Annotated in this window: 16 protein-coding genes; 5 read left to right on the top strand and 11 right to left on the bottom strand. The window is 28.1% G+C overall.

Going from position 1 to position 17,083, the window contains the following annotated elements; all coding sequences use genetic code 11:
* Nucleotides 1-20: 20 nt before the first annotated feature.
* Nucleotides 21-2,459: a protein-disulfide reductase DsbD domain-containing protein gene (locus tag ACJJVY_RS12210; protein ID WP_405608963.1), complete on the bottom strand. Its 2,439-nt coding sequence runs from the start codon at nucleotides 2,457-2,459 to the stop codon at nucleotides 21-23.
* A gap of 229 nt (nucleotides 2,460-2,688) precedes the next feature.
* Here ACJJVY_RS12210 and ACJJVY_RS12205 point away from each other — a divergent pair, with 229 nt between their 5' ends.
* Nucleotides 2,689-3,423, top strand: a complete 735-nt coding sequence (locus tag ACJJVY_RS12205; RefSeq protein ID WP_405608960.1) for an NYN domain-containing protein — start codon at nucleotides 2,689-2,691, stop codon at nucleotides 3,421-3,423.
* 93 nt (nucleotides 3,424-3,516) lie between these two features.
* Here ACJJVY_RS12205 and ACJJVY_RS12200 read toward each other — a convergent pair whose 3' ends face one another.
* The 4 genes from ACJJVY_RS12200 to ACJJVY_RS12185 form a co-directional block, all read right to left on the bottom strand.
* Complete coding sequence (locus tag ACJJVY_RS12200; protein WP_405608957.1) at nucleotides 3,517-4,518, bottom strand: alpha/beta fold hydrolase; 1,002 nt, start codon at nucleotides 4,516-4,518, stop codon at nucleotides 3,517-3,519.
* Nucleotides 4,519-4,610: 92 nt separating this feature from the next.
* Nucleotides 4,611-5,531: a YeiH family protein gene (locus ACJJVY_RS12195; RefSeq protein ID WP_405608954.1), complete on the bottom strand. Its 921-nt coding sequence runs from the start codon at nucleotides 5,529-5,531 to the stop codon at nucleotides 4,611-4,613.
* A gap of 75 nt (nucleotides 5,532-5,606) precedes the next feature.
* Nucleotides 5,607-6,491 carry a LysR substrate-binding domain-containing protein gene (locus ACJJVY_RS12190; protein WP_405608951.1) on the bottom strand — a complete coding sequence of 295 codons (885 nt, stop codon included), beginning with the start codon at nucleotides 6,489-6,491 and terminating at the stop codon, nucleotides 5,607-5,609.
* A 67-nt stretch (nucleotides 6,492-6,558) separates the two neighbouring features.
* On the bottom strand, nucleotides 6,559-8,199 hold the full coding sequence (locus tag ACJJVY_RS12185; RefSeq protein WP_405608948.1) for a mechanosensitive ion channel family protein: 1,641 nt from the start codon (nucleotides 8,197-8,199) through the stop codon (nucleotides 6,559-6,561).
* A gap of 84 nt (nucleotides 8,200-8,283) precedes the next feature.
* On the opposite strand from ACJJVY_RS12185, the gene ACJJVY_RS12180 reads away from it, so the two are divergent.
* A complete protein-coding gene (locus ACJJVY_RS12180; RefSeq protein WP_405608945.1) occupies nucleotides 8,284-8,691 on the top strand; it encodes a hypothetical protein in 408 nt (135 codons plus the stop codon).
* 166 nt (nucleotides 8,692-8,857) lie between these two features.
* Nucleotides 8,858-9,322 (top strand): hypothetical protein, encoded by a 465-nt coding sequence (locus ACJJVY_RS12175; protein ID WP_405608942.1) that lies wholly within the window; start codon nucleotides 8,858-8,860, stop codon nucleotides 9,320-9,322.
* A 166-nt stretch (nucleotides 9,323-9,488) separates the two neighbouring features.
* On the opposite strand, the gene ACJJVY_RS12170 is transcribed toward ACJJVY_RS12175, so the two are convergent.
* Genes ACJJVY_RS12170 through ACJJVY_RS12160 form a run of 3 tightly spaced genes read right to left on the bottom strand, consistent with a single transcriptional unit; the run spans nucleotide 9,489 to nucleotide 11,750 of the window.
* Nucleotides 9,489-10,004 carry a gamma carbonic anhydrase family protein gene (locus ACJJVY_RS12170; RefSeq protein ID WP_405608939.1) on the bottom strand — a complete coding sequence of 172 codons (516 nt, stop codon included), beginning with the start codon at nucleotides 10,002-10,004 and terminating at the stop codon, nucleotides 9,489-9,491.
* 1 nt (nucleotide 10,005) lies between these two features.
* Complete coding sequence (locus tag ACJJVY_RS12165) at nucleotides 10,006-10,794, bottom strand: glucosaminidase domain-containing protein (RefSeq protein WP_405608936.1); 789 nt, start codon at nucleotides 10,792-10,794, stop codon at nucleotides 10,006-10,008.
* 14 nt (nucleotides 10,795-10,808) lie between these two features.
* The gene (locus ACJJVY_RS12160; RefSeq protein WP_405608933.1) at nucleotides 10,809-11,750 is read right to left on the bottom strand and encodes a 1-aminocyclopropane-1-carboxylate deaminase/D-cysteine desulfhydrase; all 942 of its coding nucleotides are present in this window, start codon (nucleotides 11,748-11,750) and stop codon (nucleotides 10,809-10,811) included.
* A 168-nt stretch (nucleotides 11,751-11,918) separates the two neighbouring features.
* Between ACJJVY_RS12160 and ACJJVY_RS12155 the strand changes: the two genes are divergently transcribed.
* Nucleotides 11,919-12,365, top strand: a complete 447-nt coding sequence (locus ACJJVY_RS12155; RefSeq protein ID WP_405608930.1) for a nuclear transport factor 2 family protein — start codon at nucleotides 11,919-11,921, stop codon at nucleotides 12,363-12,365.
* A 67-nt stretch (nucleotides 12,366-12,432) separates the two neighbouring features.
* Here ACJJVY_RS12155 and ACJJVY_RS12150 read toward each other — a convergent pair whose 3' ends face one another.
* Nucleotides 12,433-14,352, bottom strand: a complete 1,920-nt coding sequence (locus tag ACJJVY_RS12150) for an ABC-F family ATP-binding cassette domain-containing protein (protein ID WP_405608927.1) — start codon at nucleotides 14,350-14,352, stop codon at nucleotides 12,433-12,435.
* A 76-nt stretch (nucleotides 14,353-14,428) separates the two neighbouring features.
* On the opposite strand from ACJJVY_RS12150, the gene ACJJVY_RS12145 reads away from it, so the two are divergent.
* Nucleotides 14,429-14,818, top strand: coding sequence for a DUF983 domain-containing protein (locus ACJJVY_RS12145; protein ID WP_405608924.1), 390 nt, complete (start codon nucleotides 14,429-14,431; stop codon nucleotides 14,816-14,818).
* Between the two features lie 124 nt (nucleotides 14,819-14,942).
* Here ACJJVY_RS12145 and ACJJVY_RS12140 read toward each other — a convergent pair whose 3' ends face one another.
* Together ACJJVY_RS12140 and gldN are read right to left on the bottom strand one after the other, a co-directional pair.
* On the bottom strand, nucleotides 14,943-16,007 hold the full coding sequence (locus ACJJVY_RS12140; RefSeq protein ID WP_405611656.1) for an NAD(P)/FAD-dependent oxidoreductase: 1,065 nt from the start codon (nucleotides 16,005-16,007) through the stop codon (nucleotides 14,943-14,945).
* A gap of 213 nt (nucleotides 16,008-16,220) precedes the next feature.
* Nucleotides 16,221-17,072, bottom strand: coding sequence for a gliding motility protein GldN (gene gldN / locus ACJJVY_RS12135; RefSeq protein WP_405608921.1), 852 nt, complete (start codon nucleotides 17,070-17,072; stop codon nucleotides 16,221-16,223).
* Between the last annotated feature and the right edge of the window lie 11 nt (nucleotides 17,073-17,083).

Here is a 17,083-nt window from a genome sequence, read left to right as displayed (position 1 = left end):
ACTTATTAAAGTTTCAAAATTTACTCTTTATTACTTTTATTAAAAACCTCTAAACCACATTTTAAAAACTGTGCATATTCATTTTCATCTGGCGTATAACCAACTGCTTGGTTTAGAATTTTTGTTGCATCAGAATTTAACAACACATAATAAGGCTGCGAGTTTGTTTTAAAAAACTGTGTTTGATAATTTGCCCATTTATGTCCGTAATTCTTTAACTTTCTAGTTCCTCCATTCACACGATTTACTAAAATCTGCTCTTCTTTCGGTAATTCTTTTTTATCATCAACATACAAAGAGATTAAAACATAATCGTTTCGTAAATAATCATCAATCTTCGGATTTGGCCAAACATGCTCTTCCATTTTTCTACAATTTACACATGCATAACCTGTAAAATCTAACATTATAGGTTTGTTTACTTTCTTTGCATATTCTATACCTGCTTTTAAATCTTTAAAACAATCTAAATTATTTGGACAATCGTTTGGGTATATAAAACTATAACCAACTGGTGGAGCTAAACCACTAAGTAAAGTTAACGGAGTAAATGTTTTGGTTTCTTTATTTACCATAAAACCAGAAGCCAAATAAATTACAAAAGATGCTACTAAAATACCTCCTGCAATTCTAGGAAAAGATAATTTCTTTATTGGAGAATCGTGCGGAAATTTAATTTTGCCTAATAAATATAAAGCTAAACCGGCAAAAATTAAAATCCATAATAATAAGAAAGGTTCTATTTTTAAGAGATTCCAATGTGCAACTAAATCTGCATTTGATAAAAATTTAAAAGCTAAAGCCAGTTCTAAAAACCCTAAAATTACTTTTGTGGTATTTAACCAACCTCCAGATTTTGGCAAAGCATTCATCATATTAGGAAACATTGCAAATAATGCAAACGGTAAACCTAAAGACACTCCAAAACCAGCCATACCTGCAGTTAATTGCCAAGCGCCGCCATCTGCAGTTAAAGAACCTGCTAATAAAGACCCTAAAATTGGTCCTGTACAAGAAAAAGAAACAATGGCTAAAGTTAATGCCATAAAAAAGATTCCGACAAAACCACCAGAACTTTCTCCTTCTGTAGTTTTATTAGTCCAACTTGCAGGAAGTGTTAACTCATAATATCCGAAGAAAGAAAAAGCAAAAAACACAAAAACAATAAAAAAGATAATATTTAGCCAAATATTGGTTGATATTTCGTTTAAGATATCTGGATTTACAGAATCTAATAAATGGAATGGTAGACTTAAAATAATATAAACTGCAAAAATAAAGAAGCCATATAATAAAGCTTTCGAAACTCCAGCACTTCTATTTCGCCCACTTTTTTTTGTAAAAAAACTAACTGTTAACGGAATCATCGGAAAAACACATGGCGTTAATAAAGCCAATAGTCCTCCTAAAAAACCTAGTCCGAAAATGCTCCACAAAGATTTCTCTCCACTTTGTATATCTTTAGCACTACTTATAACCTCATCATCGCATTTTATATCAGAAATAATTAAATGATCTGTATCCATCCCGTAAAGAAGATTATTTACAGAGGTATTATTTATTTTAGTCGTTGTTAAATTGGTAGTTTCTTTATTTCCATTTAGAGAAAAAACAAAATTCTCATCAATCTGAATACAAGCCTCTTTACAAACTTGCCCCGTTAAATTTAAAGTAATTGTAGCTAGTTCTTTAGTTAATTTAACTCTTTGTTTTAAAGTTGCTTTGTCTGCAAAAAAAGTTTCTTGTACTTCAAAAACATCACTAAACTTTTTAATTGTATCACTTTCTACAGCTTTCCCTTGTAGTTGATAAGCATCGTTTTCTTTGGCTTTTGTAATAATAACTGGTAACGAACCTCCGTCTGCTGTGTATTGAGAATACAAATGCCAATCTTTTTCTAATTCTGCATCTATTATTAAGTCATACTCATCATCAGAAATTTTTTCTACTGATGTTTTCCATTTAACAGGACTTAACATCTCATTTTGATTCTTAAAAACAGCATTTGTTTTTTTAGGAAGGTTAAAAACTAAATCTATTTCTGTTGGTGGCAAACATTTAGAATCATCACAAACCATAAATTCTACAATACCGTTAACTATATTTACATCTGAAATAGTCGTTATTTTCTGTTTAAAAATAGCTAAATCTTCAAAAAATTTAATTTCCATTCCAAAAACAGGATCATCTACAGTATGACCTTCTTCCTCTAACGTTTTATCTTCTAAAGAGAAGTTATTTTTAGAATCATCATAAGTAAAGGTTGTTGGTATTGGTCCGTCTTCTGGAACATTTTGAGAATATAAATGCCAACCTCTTTCTATAGTTGCTTTAGAAACCAATAAATATTCTGTTTCAGAAATTTTTTCTACGGATGTAGACCATTCTATCGGGTCTTCTATTTGAGAAAAAAAAGATACTGTAAATGTTAAGAAAAAAATGTAAAGAAGATGTTTCATACTTAAAAATTTCAAATAAAAAGATAAAAACTATTATCTTGAAATACAGCACGAAAATATTACTTTTAAGTGATTTTAAAGATTAATATTTTCATAAATAACAACAAAAACTTCTTTCCTTTATAAAAAATGAATTAAACATGCTCTATTTATTAAAACCATTGCATTTTTATTGTTATTTCTTTTAAAGGAAGTATCTTTATCTAAAACACAAAGACGTATTTAAATTATGGAAATAAAGTTAGCAGTTTTGATTGATGGAGATAATATACCATCTGCTTATGTAAAAGAAATGATGGAGGAAATTGCAAAATATGGTAATCCAACTATTAAACGTATTTATGGTGATTGGACAAAACCAAACTTATCTAAATGGAAAAATTTATTGTTAGAAAATGCCATAACTCCCATTCAACAATATGGTTATACAACGGGTAAAAATGCCACAGATTCTGCAATGATTATTGATGCTATGGATATTTTATACTCACAAAAAGTAGATGGTTTTTGTATTGTTTCTAGTGATAGTGACTTTACTCGCCTAGCAATGAGATTGCGAGAAGCTGGCATGAAAGTCTATGGATTAGGAGAAAAGAAAACTCCAAATCCTTTTATTGTTGCTTGTGATAAATTTATTTACATAGAAATTTTAAAACAACAAGTCCAAAAAGACGAAATAGAAACTACAGTAAATAATAAAAATGAATATGATAAAATTACCCAAAAAGAAATTCGTTTAATAGCAACAAGTATAGATGATGTTGCTGATGATGATGGTTGGGCTTTTTTAGGTGACGTTGGTAGTTTAATGCAAAAGAAAAGACCCAATTTTGATTCTAGAAACTATGGATTTCAAAAATTAACTCCGTTAATTAAATCTATCAATACTTTCGAAATAGAAAGTCGTCAATCTAAAGGAAGAATGAAATTGGTTTATGTTAGAATTAAAGAAATTACTAATTAATTTTACTTTTAATCTCTTCTATAAAAAAAGCCTTTTCAATTTATAATAATTGAAAAGGCTTTTTTATTACTTAAAATACAGTTTTATTCTCTGTTATTTTTTTAAGAATTTTATTAATGGATTTATAAAGGCATTAAACTTTTCTATATGTGGTAAATGCCCAACATTTTCTATTTCTATTAATTCTGCATCAGGAATTTTCTTTTGTGTTTCTTTACCTAAATTACTATATAATCCCATAGTTTTTTCAACCTCGGCAGAAACCAAAGGTTTACCTAATGCTGTTCTATCTCTTGTACCAATAATTAAAAGTGTTGGTGATGTAATGTTTTTAAATTCATAAACTACTGGTTGTGTAAAAATCATATCGTAAGTTAAAGCTGCATTCCAAGCAACTCTTTTGTAATCAGAATTTAATGTCCAACCCGCTAATAAATTTACCCATTGGTCATATTCTGGTTTCCATTTATTATCATAATAACTTACTAATTGATATTTTTTAATTCCTTCGTAACTCTTTTTTAGTTCATTTTTATACCACCAATCTACGGATTGATATGGTACTTTTAGTTTCCAATCTTCTAATCCTATCGGATTTTCTAATATTAATTTCTCTGTAATTTCTGGATACATTAACGCAAAACGAGTTGCAATCATACCTCCCATAGAATGTCCTAGAATTGCAGATTTTTCAATCTCTAAAAAATCTAAAAGTAACTTTGTATTTTTAGCTAATTGCTGAAAAGTGTAATGAAAATATGCCGGTTTTGTAGATTTACCAAAACCTATTTGATCTGGTACAATTACTCTAAAACCTTCTTTAATTAAAGCGTCTATGGTTGTTTTCCAATAAGCACCGTTAAAATTTTTACCATGAATTAATACTATATTTTTTCCGTTATAATTATCTGGTTTAACATCCATATAAGCCATTTTTAAATCTTGAGCTTGAACATTTAAGTCTAAAACATCTACAGGAAAAGGATATTTATAATTGGCTAAATCAATATCTAACCATTGTAATTGATCGTTTTGTGCATTGCTAAACTGTAAGGTAAATACAGTTAAAAATATTGCAAATATGTTTGTTTTCATCTTGTTATTTTATAAAAAATAAAGGTAAGTTTAATCTTTTTTTATTAATTAAATTAATCGGACTTTAAGTTTTTTTTAACTCCTATACAGCTTTAAAATAGGATATAAATCAATGAGAATATTGATATAAATACCCACAAACTTAATGCTAACAAAACTGGTTTTATTCCGGTTGATTTTAAATCCTTTAAAGAAATTGTTGATCCGACAAGAAACAACGTTACTATTAATATCTTTTTGGCATAATGTACAATTTCTACTGTTATCTCGGTTGGAATTACATCACAACTATTTACAATTACCGCCAATATAAAAAGTAAAATAAAATATGGAATTTTAATTTTTTCTCCTTTTGTCTTAAAAATAAACATCGAAAAAACCGACAAAGGAATTATCCAAAGTGTTCTAGATAATTTTACGGTTGTTGCTACTTTTAAAGCTTCATCTCCGTAAGTTAATGCAGCTCCTACAACAGAACTTGTATCGTGTATTGCAATTGCACACCATAATCCAAATTGCTCTTGAGACAACTTTAATAAATGACCAATTGAAGGAAAAACAAACAAAGCAATCGAGTTTAGAAGAAAAACAATACCTAAAGCAACACTAATAGCTTTTGTTTTTGCTTTAATTACTGGTGAAATTGCTGCAATAGCACTTCCGCCACAAATAGAAGTTCCAGAAGTTATAAGATGACCTAATTTTTTATCAACCCTAAATAATTTTGTCAATAAAAAACCTAAACTAATCGTTAAAAAAATTGAGAAAAAAGTTATACCAAAAGCTTTTTTACTTGTTATTAAAGTTTCCTTTAAAAGCATACCAAAACCCAAACCTACCACAGCTATTTTTAAAAAATGATGTATCGCTTTGTAACTGTATTTTTTATATGGATTTTTAAAAATTAAAGCAAATATAAAACCAAGAATCAAAGCTATAGAACTATTTAAAAAACCTAATAATGCTATAATTATAATTGAAAAAAAAGTGATTTTTGCGATTAAATTTTTCATATCGTTCTTATTTAACGATACAAAACTAATTAGTTTGCATAACTTTTAAGCAAACAAATAAATTGTTTGATATAACTAAAAGTTATAATTACTTAAAGTGTATTTTTCAAAAAAACTCATTAAGTTAGATTGATATCCTGTTCTAGAAACAAAATAAAACCATCTTTCTACCAATAAATCTTTAACATCAATTATTTTAAGCTTGTTGTTAATTAAATCTTCTGAGATAGCATTTATAGAAATAAAAGCATAATTATCAGAATTTAAAAGGTAATTCTTAATAGCTTCTGTACTGTTTAAAGTTACCACAGTATTTAGTTTAAAAACACCTTTATCATTTAAATGCTGTAAAACAATTTCTTTTGTACCAGAGCCAATTTCCCTCATAATTAAAGGAATTTCTTGTAAGCTATCTAGAGTTATTGTTCCATTTTTAAAACGATTATTTTTAGCATTTGTAACCAAAACAATTTCATCTTTAATAAACTTATTAAACTGTAATTTTCTATTGGTATTTTTTCCTTCTATAATTCCAAAATTTAATTTCTGATTCAAAATCAATTCTTCTATATCATCAGAATTACCAGAAATTATTTCGAATTTTATTTTAGGAAATTGCATTCTAAATTTTGCAATAACTATTGGCATTATATAATTAGCCAAAGTTGTACTAACTCCAAAATTTATAACATCCGGAAAAGTTTCTTTTTTATGTAGAAATTGATTTTCCATTTCCTGATAAATTTCTAGAATCTTATCAACATATATTAAAAAAGCTTTTCCCTCATTGGTTAACTCTATCGAATTTCTTTTCCTTAGAAAAAAAGTAGTTTTATACTTATCTTCTAGATTTCTTATTGTTTTAGATATTGCTGGTTGAGAAACAAACAATTGTTCTGCCGCTTTTGTAAAACTTAAATAGTTAGCAACTGTTTTAAAAATAAGCAATTTATTTTCCATCTATTTCTCGTTAAATCAATAAAAAAATAGGCTTAATTATTCTAAAAAAAACCTATTTTTCTAATTATTATTCAGAATCTCCATTAATAACTTCTTCATTAAAATCAGAAATTACCTTTGTTATTACAGCATCAATTCTAGCTTGTTCAGTATTATATTTTGGTTCTAATCCTTTCTTCTCTGGAAACTGTTCTATAGTAACCGTAGTTGATGGAAATGCAAAATCTACACCCAGTTCCTTTGCTAATTTTACAATTGCAATGTGTAATCTGTGTTTAGAAGATTGCTCTACACCCCAAGCTAAACTTTTAAAATAGACATTTACCATTACCAATAATGCAGAATCTCCAAAACCTGTAAACTCTACATTATAAGAATCTGAACGAGTTTCTGGGTGCGCAATAATAATTTCTCTAACACCTTTTACAAAAGCTTCTATTAACTCTGGTGGTGTATCGTAACGCAAGCCTAAATTAGTATTATAACGTCTAAATAAACGCAATCCTTTATTGTTTATAACAAGTTCAGACAATCTACTATTTGGTATTTGATAAACAGAAGTATCTGCAGCTCTAACTTGCGTAGATCTAAATCCTACTTTTTCTACAGTACCAACTACTTCTCCTGCTTCTATCCAATCTTCTATATGAAAAGGTTTATCAAGAAAAATCATAATAGTACCAATCAAATTCTTAACAGTGTCTTGGGAAGCCAAAGCGAAAGCCAAACCACCAATAGTTGCACCGGCTAACATAGTAGTTGTATCCACCCCAAAAAGCACCAACAACCTAAAAAACCCAACGATTAGTACTACTCCTGTAAAAAAACTATTTAATATAGGCACTAATTGGTCATCTAACCTACCATGCGTTTTTTCTGTAAACTCAGAATAAATATGCATTATAACTTTTATTAATTTCAAAAAAACATATATCCAAAATATGGTTTCTGCAATATTTAAAGCTAAAAACACCCACGTATTAATTTCTAAAGCAAAATGCAATGAAGGAAATATTTTATCTACAAAAGACACTGCAACCAATAGACTAATAGGATGTGCTAATTTTTTAAGAACCTCATTAACAGCCGAATTAGTGTTCTTTGTTATTTGCTGCTGAATTTTACGTAAAGAATAAAAGGCAATTCTTTTAACTATCAAGAAAATAACATAACCTAATATCAATATTATAAACAATCCTACAAATTGCCATAATTGTACTCCTAAAACTTCTTTATGACCATATTCTGGAATAAATTTTTGTATTTTTTGAACATACCAAGGAAAAACCTCTTTATACAAATCATCAATTTTAGCTACAGTTTCTGTAGAATAATACCAATTATCGCCTACCTTTTCTACATAAATTTGAGGCATTCTCTGAGGAAATAACACATATTTATAAAAACTAGAATACCCTATAGAATCTTTATACGAAGGATTTGTGGGTATTTTATTTACATCCACATACAAACCTTTACCATCTAACACTTGCTTAATTTTAACAGCTTTGTCTATTGCTTTTTCTTCTGATAAACCTAGAATTGTTTTTGCAGCTTTTTTAGCATCATAAGAATCTGGTTGTAAAAAATATAAATGAGTGTATACTGTTGCATGTGGATTACCTAAATCTACCTTTATACTATCTATATCTTGCTGTGCCGCAATAAAAAACGGAACAAAGAATAATAACCAAATAATTTTTTTCATTTCTAATCATTTAAAAATTAAGATACAAATTTAAACCTTTTATAAACTTTACTGTCTTAGTATGGTAATTAAAAAATTTAAAAAATGAAAAAAATAACAACAATTTTAGTTTTAGTATTCGCTTTTACTTTAACTACTCAGGCTCAAAAAAGAGAAGGGAAAAGAGAGGGAAATAACATTGAAAATATGTTAAAAAAATGGACAACAGATTTAAACTTAACTGAAGAGCAACAAGATAAAATAAAACCTCTTTTAGTAGCACAAATTGAAGAAAGAAAAAATGCGCAAGACTTAAGAAAAAGCCAGCAAAATTCTGATGAAAGACCATCTAGAGATGATCGTGAAAAAATGAGAGCAGAAAGAGAAGCTAAAGAAGCTGCTTTTACAGATAAATTAGCAACTATATTAGATAAAGATCAGTTAGAAAAATACAAATCAATTGCAGAAGAACAAAAGAAAAATAGAAGAGGTGGTGGACAAAGAAGAAATTAATTATTAATTTATTTATTTTGTTAAAACTCGGTTTCTTTATTGAAATCGAGTTTTTTTATTAACTCCATTTACCCTGTTAAATGCTTGTTAAATCAAAAGTTAAATTAAACCTTTTTAAATTTTATCTGTCAAAGAGATATAAACATTAACATAAAAGCATAAGATTATGAAAAAAATAGCAAGCATCTTAGTATTAGTAATAGCAGTTACATTTACTACACAAGCACAGAAAAAAAGAGGACAAAAAGGACCTAAATTTACAACAGAACAACAATCTACTTTAGCTGTTAAAAAAATGGCTTTAACTTTAGATTTATCAGAAAAGCAGCAAAACCAAATTAAGCCTATCTTAATGACACAAATGGAAGAAAGAAAAGCTGAAATGGAAAAAAGAAAGGCAAATAAAGACGAGCCTAGACAAAGACCAACAGCAGATCAAATGTTTGCAATGCAAAATAAAAGATTAGACAATCAAATTATGATGAAGAATAAGATGAAAGACATCTTAAATGAAGAGCAATTTGAAAAGTTTGAGAAAATGCAAAAAGGAAGAAAAATGATGGCAATGAAAGGTAGAAAAGGAGGTAAAGAAAATTCTAGAAAAGACGATAGAACACAAAGGGGCAAATAATTAGTTTTGGTTGATTAATTAATTTGAAAAACCCAATTTCTTAATTGAAATTGGGTTTTAAATTTTATTTATTTTAGCGTTAGGGATAGAGCGGCATGTTTGAGCTCTTTTTGAGGCACGAAAAAAAGCGAGTAGCGAAAGCTCGACCTTGTGTAACGCCCAAACTCTACTCTGTATACCAACTAGAATATTTTACGTAATTATTTGCTATTCTATCAATTTCTCCAGAAATTAATTCTTCTGAAACATCTTTTACTTTTTTGGCTGGCACTCCTGCATAAATACTTCCACTTTTTACATGTGTATTTTTAGTTACAACAGCACCTGCTGCAATAATTGAGTTAGATTCTATTACACAATCATCCATAATAATACTTCCCATACCAACTAAAACATTATCATGAATGGTACAGCCATGTACTAACGCATTATGCCCTATAGAAACATTATTACCAATATTTGTGGGAGATTTTAAATAAGTTGCATGTATAACTGCTCCGTCTTGTATATTAACCTTGTTACCAATTTTTATATAATGTACATCTCCACGAATTACCGCATTAAACCAAATACTACACTCTTTACCTAAAGAAACATCACCAATAACAACTGCATTTTCTGCCACATAACAATCTTCTGGTATTTGTGGATGTTTCCCGTTTATTGATTTAATTATTTTCATATTATTTTATTATTAAACGCTGATTAATAGAAATTGTATTATTATTTAATTGATTTACTTCTTTAATTCTTTTTACAGAAGTTTGTAGTTTTTTTGCAATAGAATATAAAGTATCTCCCTTTTTAACTATATAGTAATTATTGGTATAAGTGGGTTCAATAGCTTTATTTTTTTTAGAAGTTGGTTTATCAAACTCATAAAGTTTATACATTTCTATAATTCTAATTAATTTATTAGGGTATTGTTTATCTGTAGCATAACCTGCTTTTTTTAAGCCTTTTGCCCATTTTTTGTAATCTTCTGTACTGTAATTAAACAAGAAAGCATATCTTTTTCTTTTCGATAAAAACTCTGAATGATCTTTGTAAGAAGTTTCTACATATTGATATTTTCTAAAACATTCTCCTTTTTCATCATCATCATGATAAACACGTTCTCCTAGCCAACCTGTATGGCATTTAATACCAAAATGATTATTAGATTTAGATGCTAACGTTCCTGTTCCACCACCAGACTCTAAAATTCCTTGAGCTAAAGTTATACTTGCTGGTATTTTATAATCATACATTTCTTTTACTGCAATAGGAGCATATTTTCTAATATAAGCAATGGTTTTATTACTTAAATTAGGGTTTTTACTTGCTAAATCTCTTGTAATCTCTTTTTCATTTACAGATGGTAAATTCTTTGGTTTTGGTTCATTTAAAACTACCCCAGAATTCTTTTTCTTAGATAAAACTCTTTTTTTTGATCCACAACTTGCAAAAATCAACAAACAAATACAATACATTATAAACCTCAATTTCATAAAACTTTAATTATTTGCTGATTCTTCTTTTTCAATTTTTGATTAAACCCTTCAATTCCTTGAATTCCTCCTGTATGGATTGCTACAATTTTAGATCCTTGTTTAAATGCATCTTTTTTTATCAAATCTAATATACCAAACACCATTTTACCAGTATAAATAGGATCTAATAAAACACCTGTATTTTCTTTAAAAGTATTTATAAAACTGATTAAATCGTTATTATATTTTGCGTATCCTCCAAAATGATAATTGGTTTCTAAAGTCCAATTGTTCTCTTTTTTTACAAATTTATGAATTTCTTTTTGCAAAAAATCACCTTTTAAAGCAGTAAAACCAATTATTTTTTGATTTTCTTTTGATGCATTTATCAAACCAGAAATGGTTCCTCCTGTTCCTACAGCACAACAAATATAATCGAATTTAAAATCTTCTTCATTTAAAATTTCTTCACATCCTTTTACTGCAAATTCATTCGTTCCGCCTTCCGGAACTAAATAAAAATCGCCAAACTTTTCTTTTAGTTGATTGATAAATCTTTCTGATGTTTTATTTCTGTATGTTTCTCTAGAAACAAACTCAAAAAGCATCCCGTTTTTCTTTGCTTCTTTTAGTGTTGCATTAGTTGCTAAAGTTTTATCTAAATCTATTGCTAATTCATCACCTCTAATAATTCCGATAGAATTAAAACCGTTTAAATTAGCAGCAACTGCAGTTGCTACAATATGATTAGAAAAAGCACCACCAAAAGTTAACACCGTTTTTTTCTGTTGATTTTTAGCTTCTGCAAGATTGTATTTCAGTTTTCTGAACTTATTACCAGAAACAAAAGGATGAATTAAATCTTCTCTTTTTATAAAGAGTTCTACTTTTTTTTCTTCCAAAACTGGAAGAAATATTTGTTGATTTTTTAATATTATTTTAGCAGAAAAATTCATTTTGTTTTTATGATTACCTTAGAAATATAAAACAGTACTAGATTACAAATTTAACATTAGTTATTTAACAGCTGTAAAAGGAGTAAAAATTTTTATTCTAAGAAATACTAATTTGATTTAATTAGATTAAAAACATAAATTCGCTCAAAAACTAATTACATCAACTAAATGAAATATAAATTTTTATTACCATTCTTAATTTTTTCTCTACCTTTTTTATCACAAACACACATTGCAAACTTAAGTTTAGATAAAAAAACATTTTCTAATACTGCTGATAAAAAAGTTACTCCAGAAGATTTAGCCCAACAACAATTAGACGCTTATAATCTTAGAGATATTGAAGCCTTTTTAGAACCTTATGCAGAGGATGTAGAAGTTTACACTTTTCCGAACACTTTAAATTACAAAGGAAAAGAAACCATGAGAAAAAGATATGGAAAAATGTTTAAAGATGTAACGAACCTACATTGCGAATTAGAAAATAGAATTGTAAAAGGGAATGTTGTTATAGATAAAGAACGTGTTCAGTTTAATGATAAAATAATAGAAGCTCTAGCTATTTATCATATCGAAAATAATAAGATCAAAAAAGTTTACTTTGTAAGAAATTAATATTGATATAAAAAAACTCCTTTCAATTTATAAACTGAAAGGAGTTTTTTTTATTCTCTTTTTAAAATTATGAAAAATTAGAAACCTCAGCTTCTACCTTTTCCCAATCTTCCATTAAGGTATCTAATTTTGCTTTTTTAGCTTTATACTTTTCAAAAAAGTTAGGTCTTGCAGAAACTTCATCATAATTTTCTGCCAATTCTAAATCACTTTTTTCAATTTCTGTTTCTAAGTTTGAAATTTCTGTTTCTATATTAGACAGTTTATTTTTAAGCTTTTTTAATTGCTTTTCTTGATCTCTAGACAATTGATAAGCTTCTTTTTTATCAGAAGTTTTTTCTTCTTTTACAACAGTTCTTTTTTCTGCATCACGCAAACTTTCCATCTTATGTTGCTCTAAGAAATAATCAATATCACCTAAATACTCTTTAATTTCTTTGTCTTTAAACCCGTAAACGGTTGTTGTTAATCCTTGTAAAAAATCTCTATCATGAGAAACTACAATTAAAGTTCCATTAAAATTATTTAAAGCCTCTTTTAAAACCGTTTTAGAAGCAATATCTAAGTGATTGGTTGGCTCATCCATTATTAAAACATTAAACGGTTGTAATAATAATTTACAAAGTGCTAACCTATTTCTTTCTCCTCCAGAAAGTACTTTTGCTTTTTTATCTACGGCATCTCCACCAAATAAGAAAGAACCTAACATGTCTCTAACGCGCATTCTGTTAGTATCTGTTGCAGCATCTTCCATAATTTCTAATACTGTTTTTTCTGGTGGTAATTCTTCTGATTGATTTTGAGCAAAATATCCCAACTCTACATTATGACCTAGTTTTAAATTTCCTTCAAACGGAATTTCACCAACCATCATTTTTGCCAACGTAGATTTTCCTTGTCCGTTTTGGCCAACAAAAGCAATCTTACTATTTCTTTCAATCAATAAATCAACATCTTCTAAAACATGTTTATCTCCGTAGCTTTTACATAAATTTTCTGCTTCAACAATAATTTTACCAGGTTCTTTAGAAATGGCAAAACGTACATTCATAGCAGCATTATCATCTTGGTCAACTTCAATTCTTTCAACTTTATCAAGTTGTTTCATTAAAGATTGCGCCATAGAAGCCTTACTTGCTTTCGCTTTAAACTTATCTATTAATTGCTGTTTTTGTTTTATTTCTTTTTCTTGATTTTTTTGTGCCTGCAACTGCTTTTCTTTAATTTCACCTCTTAAAAGTAAAAATTGAGAATAAGGTTTTTTATAATCATAAATCTGACCTAAAGAAATTTCAATAGTTCTATTGGTTACATTATCTAAAAACATTTTATCATGAGATACCAATACAATTGCACCTGCATAACCTTTTAAAAAGTTTTCTAACCAAATAATAGATTCTATATCTAAGTGATTCGTCGGCTCATCCAGTAGTAAAATATCATTATTTTGTAATAATAATTTAGCCAATTCTATACGCATTCTCCATCCACCAGAAAAAGTATCTGTTAGTTTATCAAAATCTTCCCTTTGAAAACCTAAACCTTGTAAAATCTTTTCTGTATCACCTTGATAATTGTAACCACCTAAAAGCTCGTAACGTTCTGTATTATCCGTTAAATCATGAATTAATTGTGTGTATTCTTCACTTTCATAATCTGTTCTTGTAGCAAGTTGCTCATTAATTTCATCGAGTTTTAATTCAATTTCTTTAATTTCTTCAAATGCTTGGTAAGCTTCTTCTAAAATAGTTCTTCCTTCAACAAAATCTATATCCTGTCTTAAAAACCCCATTTTAACGTCTTTATCAAAAGCCATTGTACCTCCGCTACTTTCTATATCTTTAGAAAGTACTTTTAAAAGCGTAGATTTTCCTGCTCCATTTTTACCAATAAGACCAATTCTATCTCCTTTGTTTAATTTGAAAGTAATTCCTGAAAATAAATCAGTTCCCATAAAGGAAACCGTTAAGTTGTGTACGTTTAACATCTAATGTAATAATTGTTACTTAATTAAAAAGTTTAAAACTCTATCTTTGCAAAAGTATACAAATTTATATTTTATTATGTTTAAAAAAGGAACCAAGTTGTACAGTATTTTTAACGCAAAGTGTCCAAAATGCCATGAAGGTGAATTCTTTGAACATAAGTTAACGTACAATCCTAGTAAAGTTACCAAACTACACGACAATTGCCCTAATTGTAATTTAAAATACATGATGGAACCTTCTTTTTTTTACGGAGCAATGTATGTTAACTATGGTATAACCGTTGCGCTTTCTGTGGCTACTTTTGTAATTGGAGCATTGTTTTTTAACTTAACACTTTTACAAAGTTTTGCTGCCATTGTAATTGTACTATTGGTTTTAGCACCAATCAACATGCGTTTATCTCGAATTATTTGGATAAATATGTTTGTTTCTTACCAAGAAAAGATTACCAAAAAAGATAAATAAAAGATTATTTGTACGTTTTAACAGGCTTTCGCTACTCGCTTTTTTTGTAAAAATAAAAAAACTCAAACAAGCCGCTCAATCCTTAACACATATTGCAAACCTAAAAGATAGTTCTTTTTGTTTTTTAATTAGAAACAGAATTATTTAAATGATTAAAACGATCTATATTTATTTCTTCATCTAAACTTTCTGCTTTTTCTAAATGATTAAAAAGGTTTTTAGCAACTGTAGGTCCAATCATAACACCACGAGTTCCTAAACCATTTAAAACAACTAGTTGGTTATAATCTGGATGTGTACCAACTAAAGGCCTTCTACCGGAAACTGTAGGTCTAATTCCCGCTGTTTGATTTACAATTGTGTACGGAACATCAATTACTTTCTTTAATTTTTCTACCAATTCTTCTTTACCTTCTTTCGATGGATTAGATGTTTTATCTGTCCAATTGAAAGTTGCTCCAACTTTGTAAAGATTATCACCTAAAGGCAATACAAAAAGAGTCGATTTTAATAAGAAATTAATATTTAATTCCGGAGCTTTAATAGTTAACAACTCACCTTTTGCTTCATTTAAAGGTAAATAATTAAAATACGGATTTTCTTTGATACCAAAACCTTCACAAAAAACAATTTTAGAAGTTGTAATATCTTTATAATTTATGGTTTCTTCATTTAAAATTATTTCTGCGTATTCAAATTTTTCAAAAAGAATTAAATTTTCCGATTCTAAATATGCTCTGTATGCTTTTATTAATTTTTCAGTATCAATTCTTCCTGTACCTTTTACGTTTCCAAAATTAAAATCAGCTAAAACACCATTGTAAGATTTGGTATCTAATTTCGGGTCTAAATATTCAATCAATTTTGGTTTATCTAAAGCACCAAACCAATTATTTTGATCTTCTATGGATTTAAAAGATTTTTTTACCACAAATTTTTGATCAATAGAAATATTTAGTTTCTCTTCTATTTTTTTATAAAACGGAAGTGCAACATCTAGCTGTTCTTTGGCATTCCAAACAGGTGTAAAACGTTTTAAAATTACAGGATTATAAACTCCACCAGCTACTAAAGAAGAAGTTTGAGAATCATCTTCGAAAACTAAAAATGTCTTTTGGGCTTCAATCAATTCTTCTACAAATGCCAAACCTGCCAACCCTAAACCAACAATAATATAATCTACTTTCATAGGATAAAAATACATCAATTTTGTTTTATTCTGATTCCTAAAATTAGAAAAAAACTACTATTATGAGTACAAATTTGCTTAGCCCTGATTGAAATAGCATCTTTTTTTTGTTTTTTCAAAAAAAGGTACAATTGAAAGCAGGAAATAGCTTCAAAAAAAAACGTTCCAATTAAATTGGAACGCCTATATGATGTTTTAGAATAAAAGTGGTAGTTAATAATTCCACATATCGATTTCTCGATTTCTAATACTTTCTTTAATTTTATCTGCCTCTAATAATTGAAAAAGAGAATTACCTCTTACATAATCTGTAATCGCTCTGTTTCCATAAATATTTTCTTCTCTAACTATTGTACTACTAAACCTTCTAGCATTTAACAAATGATCAAAAGAAATTGGCTGAGATGCATTCTTTGGATTAAAAACTTTGGCATCATGTAAAACGTCTCTTGCTTCAGGGAAGAATATCCAAAATAATTCATACAAATTATCGTCTTCTATATCTTGTAATCCTAATGTTTGTACATCTTTACCCATCGGCGCTAATGCTAAAAGTCTGTATTTTAATTCACCTTGTCGTTTATCAAAATACCACATACCCTTAATCATGTATCCAACAACATCTTGTGTTTGAAGTCTAATAGTATCTCTGTAACCATTTTCTTCTCTAATACTTATCAATCTTGAATCAATTTCTTCTTTAGTGATTTTAGAAGTAAAATAAGAATCTATATATGCCCCTTCTATTTTACCTTGTTTAATTCCTTTTATCAAGGTATCAAATAAAGATCTTCTATCTGATGAAATATTAGTTGTATCAATAGGGAAATAATATGGTAAATTTATTTTTTGATTTAAATCTACAAATTCCCACACTACTTTAGACCATAAAATATCCCTATCATCTACATATCCGTATGGAATAGGTTCTTCATTATCTTCTGTTGTTTCTTGATTTTGTATTCCTATTTCACTAACACTCTTAACATTCAAAATACCCTGTTGAGCATTTATTGAATGATTTATAATCAAAGCGAAAAATAATATTAAACAATTTTTAAACATATTCTATTTTT

It is taken from the genome of Polaribacter sp. Asnod1-A03 (assembly GCF_045063585.1).
In the GTDB taxonomy this organism is placed as follows: domain Bacteria; phylum Bacteroidota; class Bacteroidia; order Flavobacteriales; family Flavobacteriaceae; genus Polaribacter.
The sequence above is the reverse complement of the archived record's forward strand: the minus strand, read 5'-3'. Positions and strand labels throughout refer to the sequence as shown.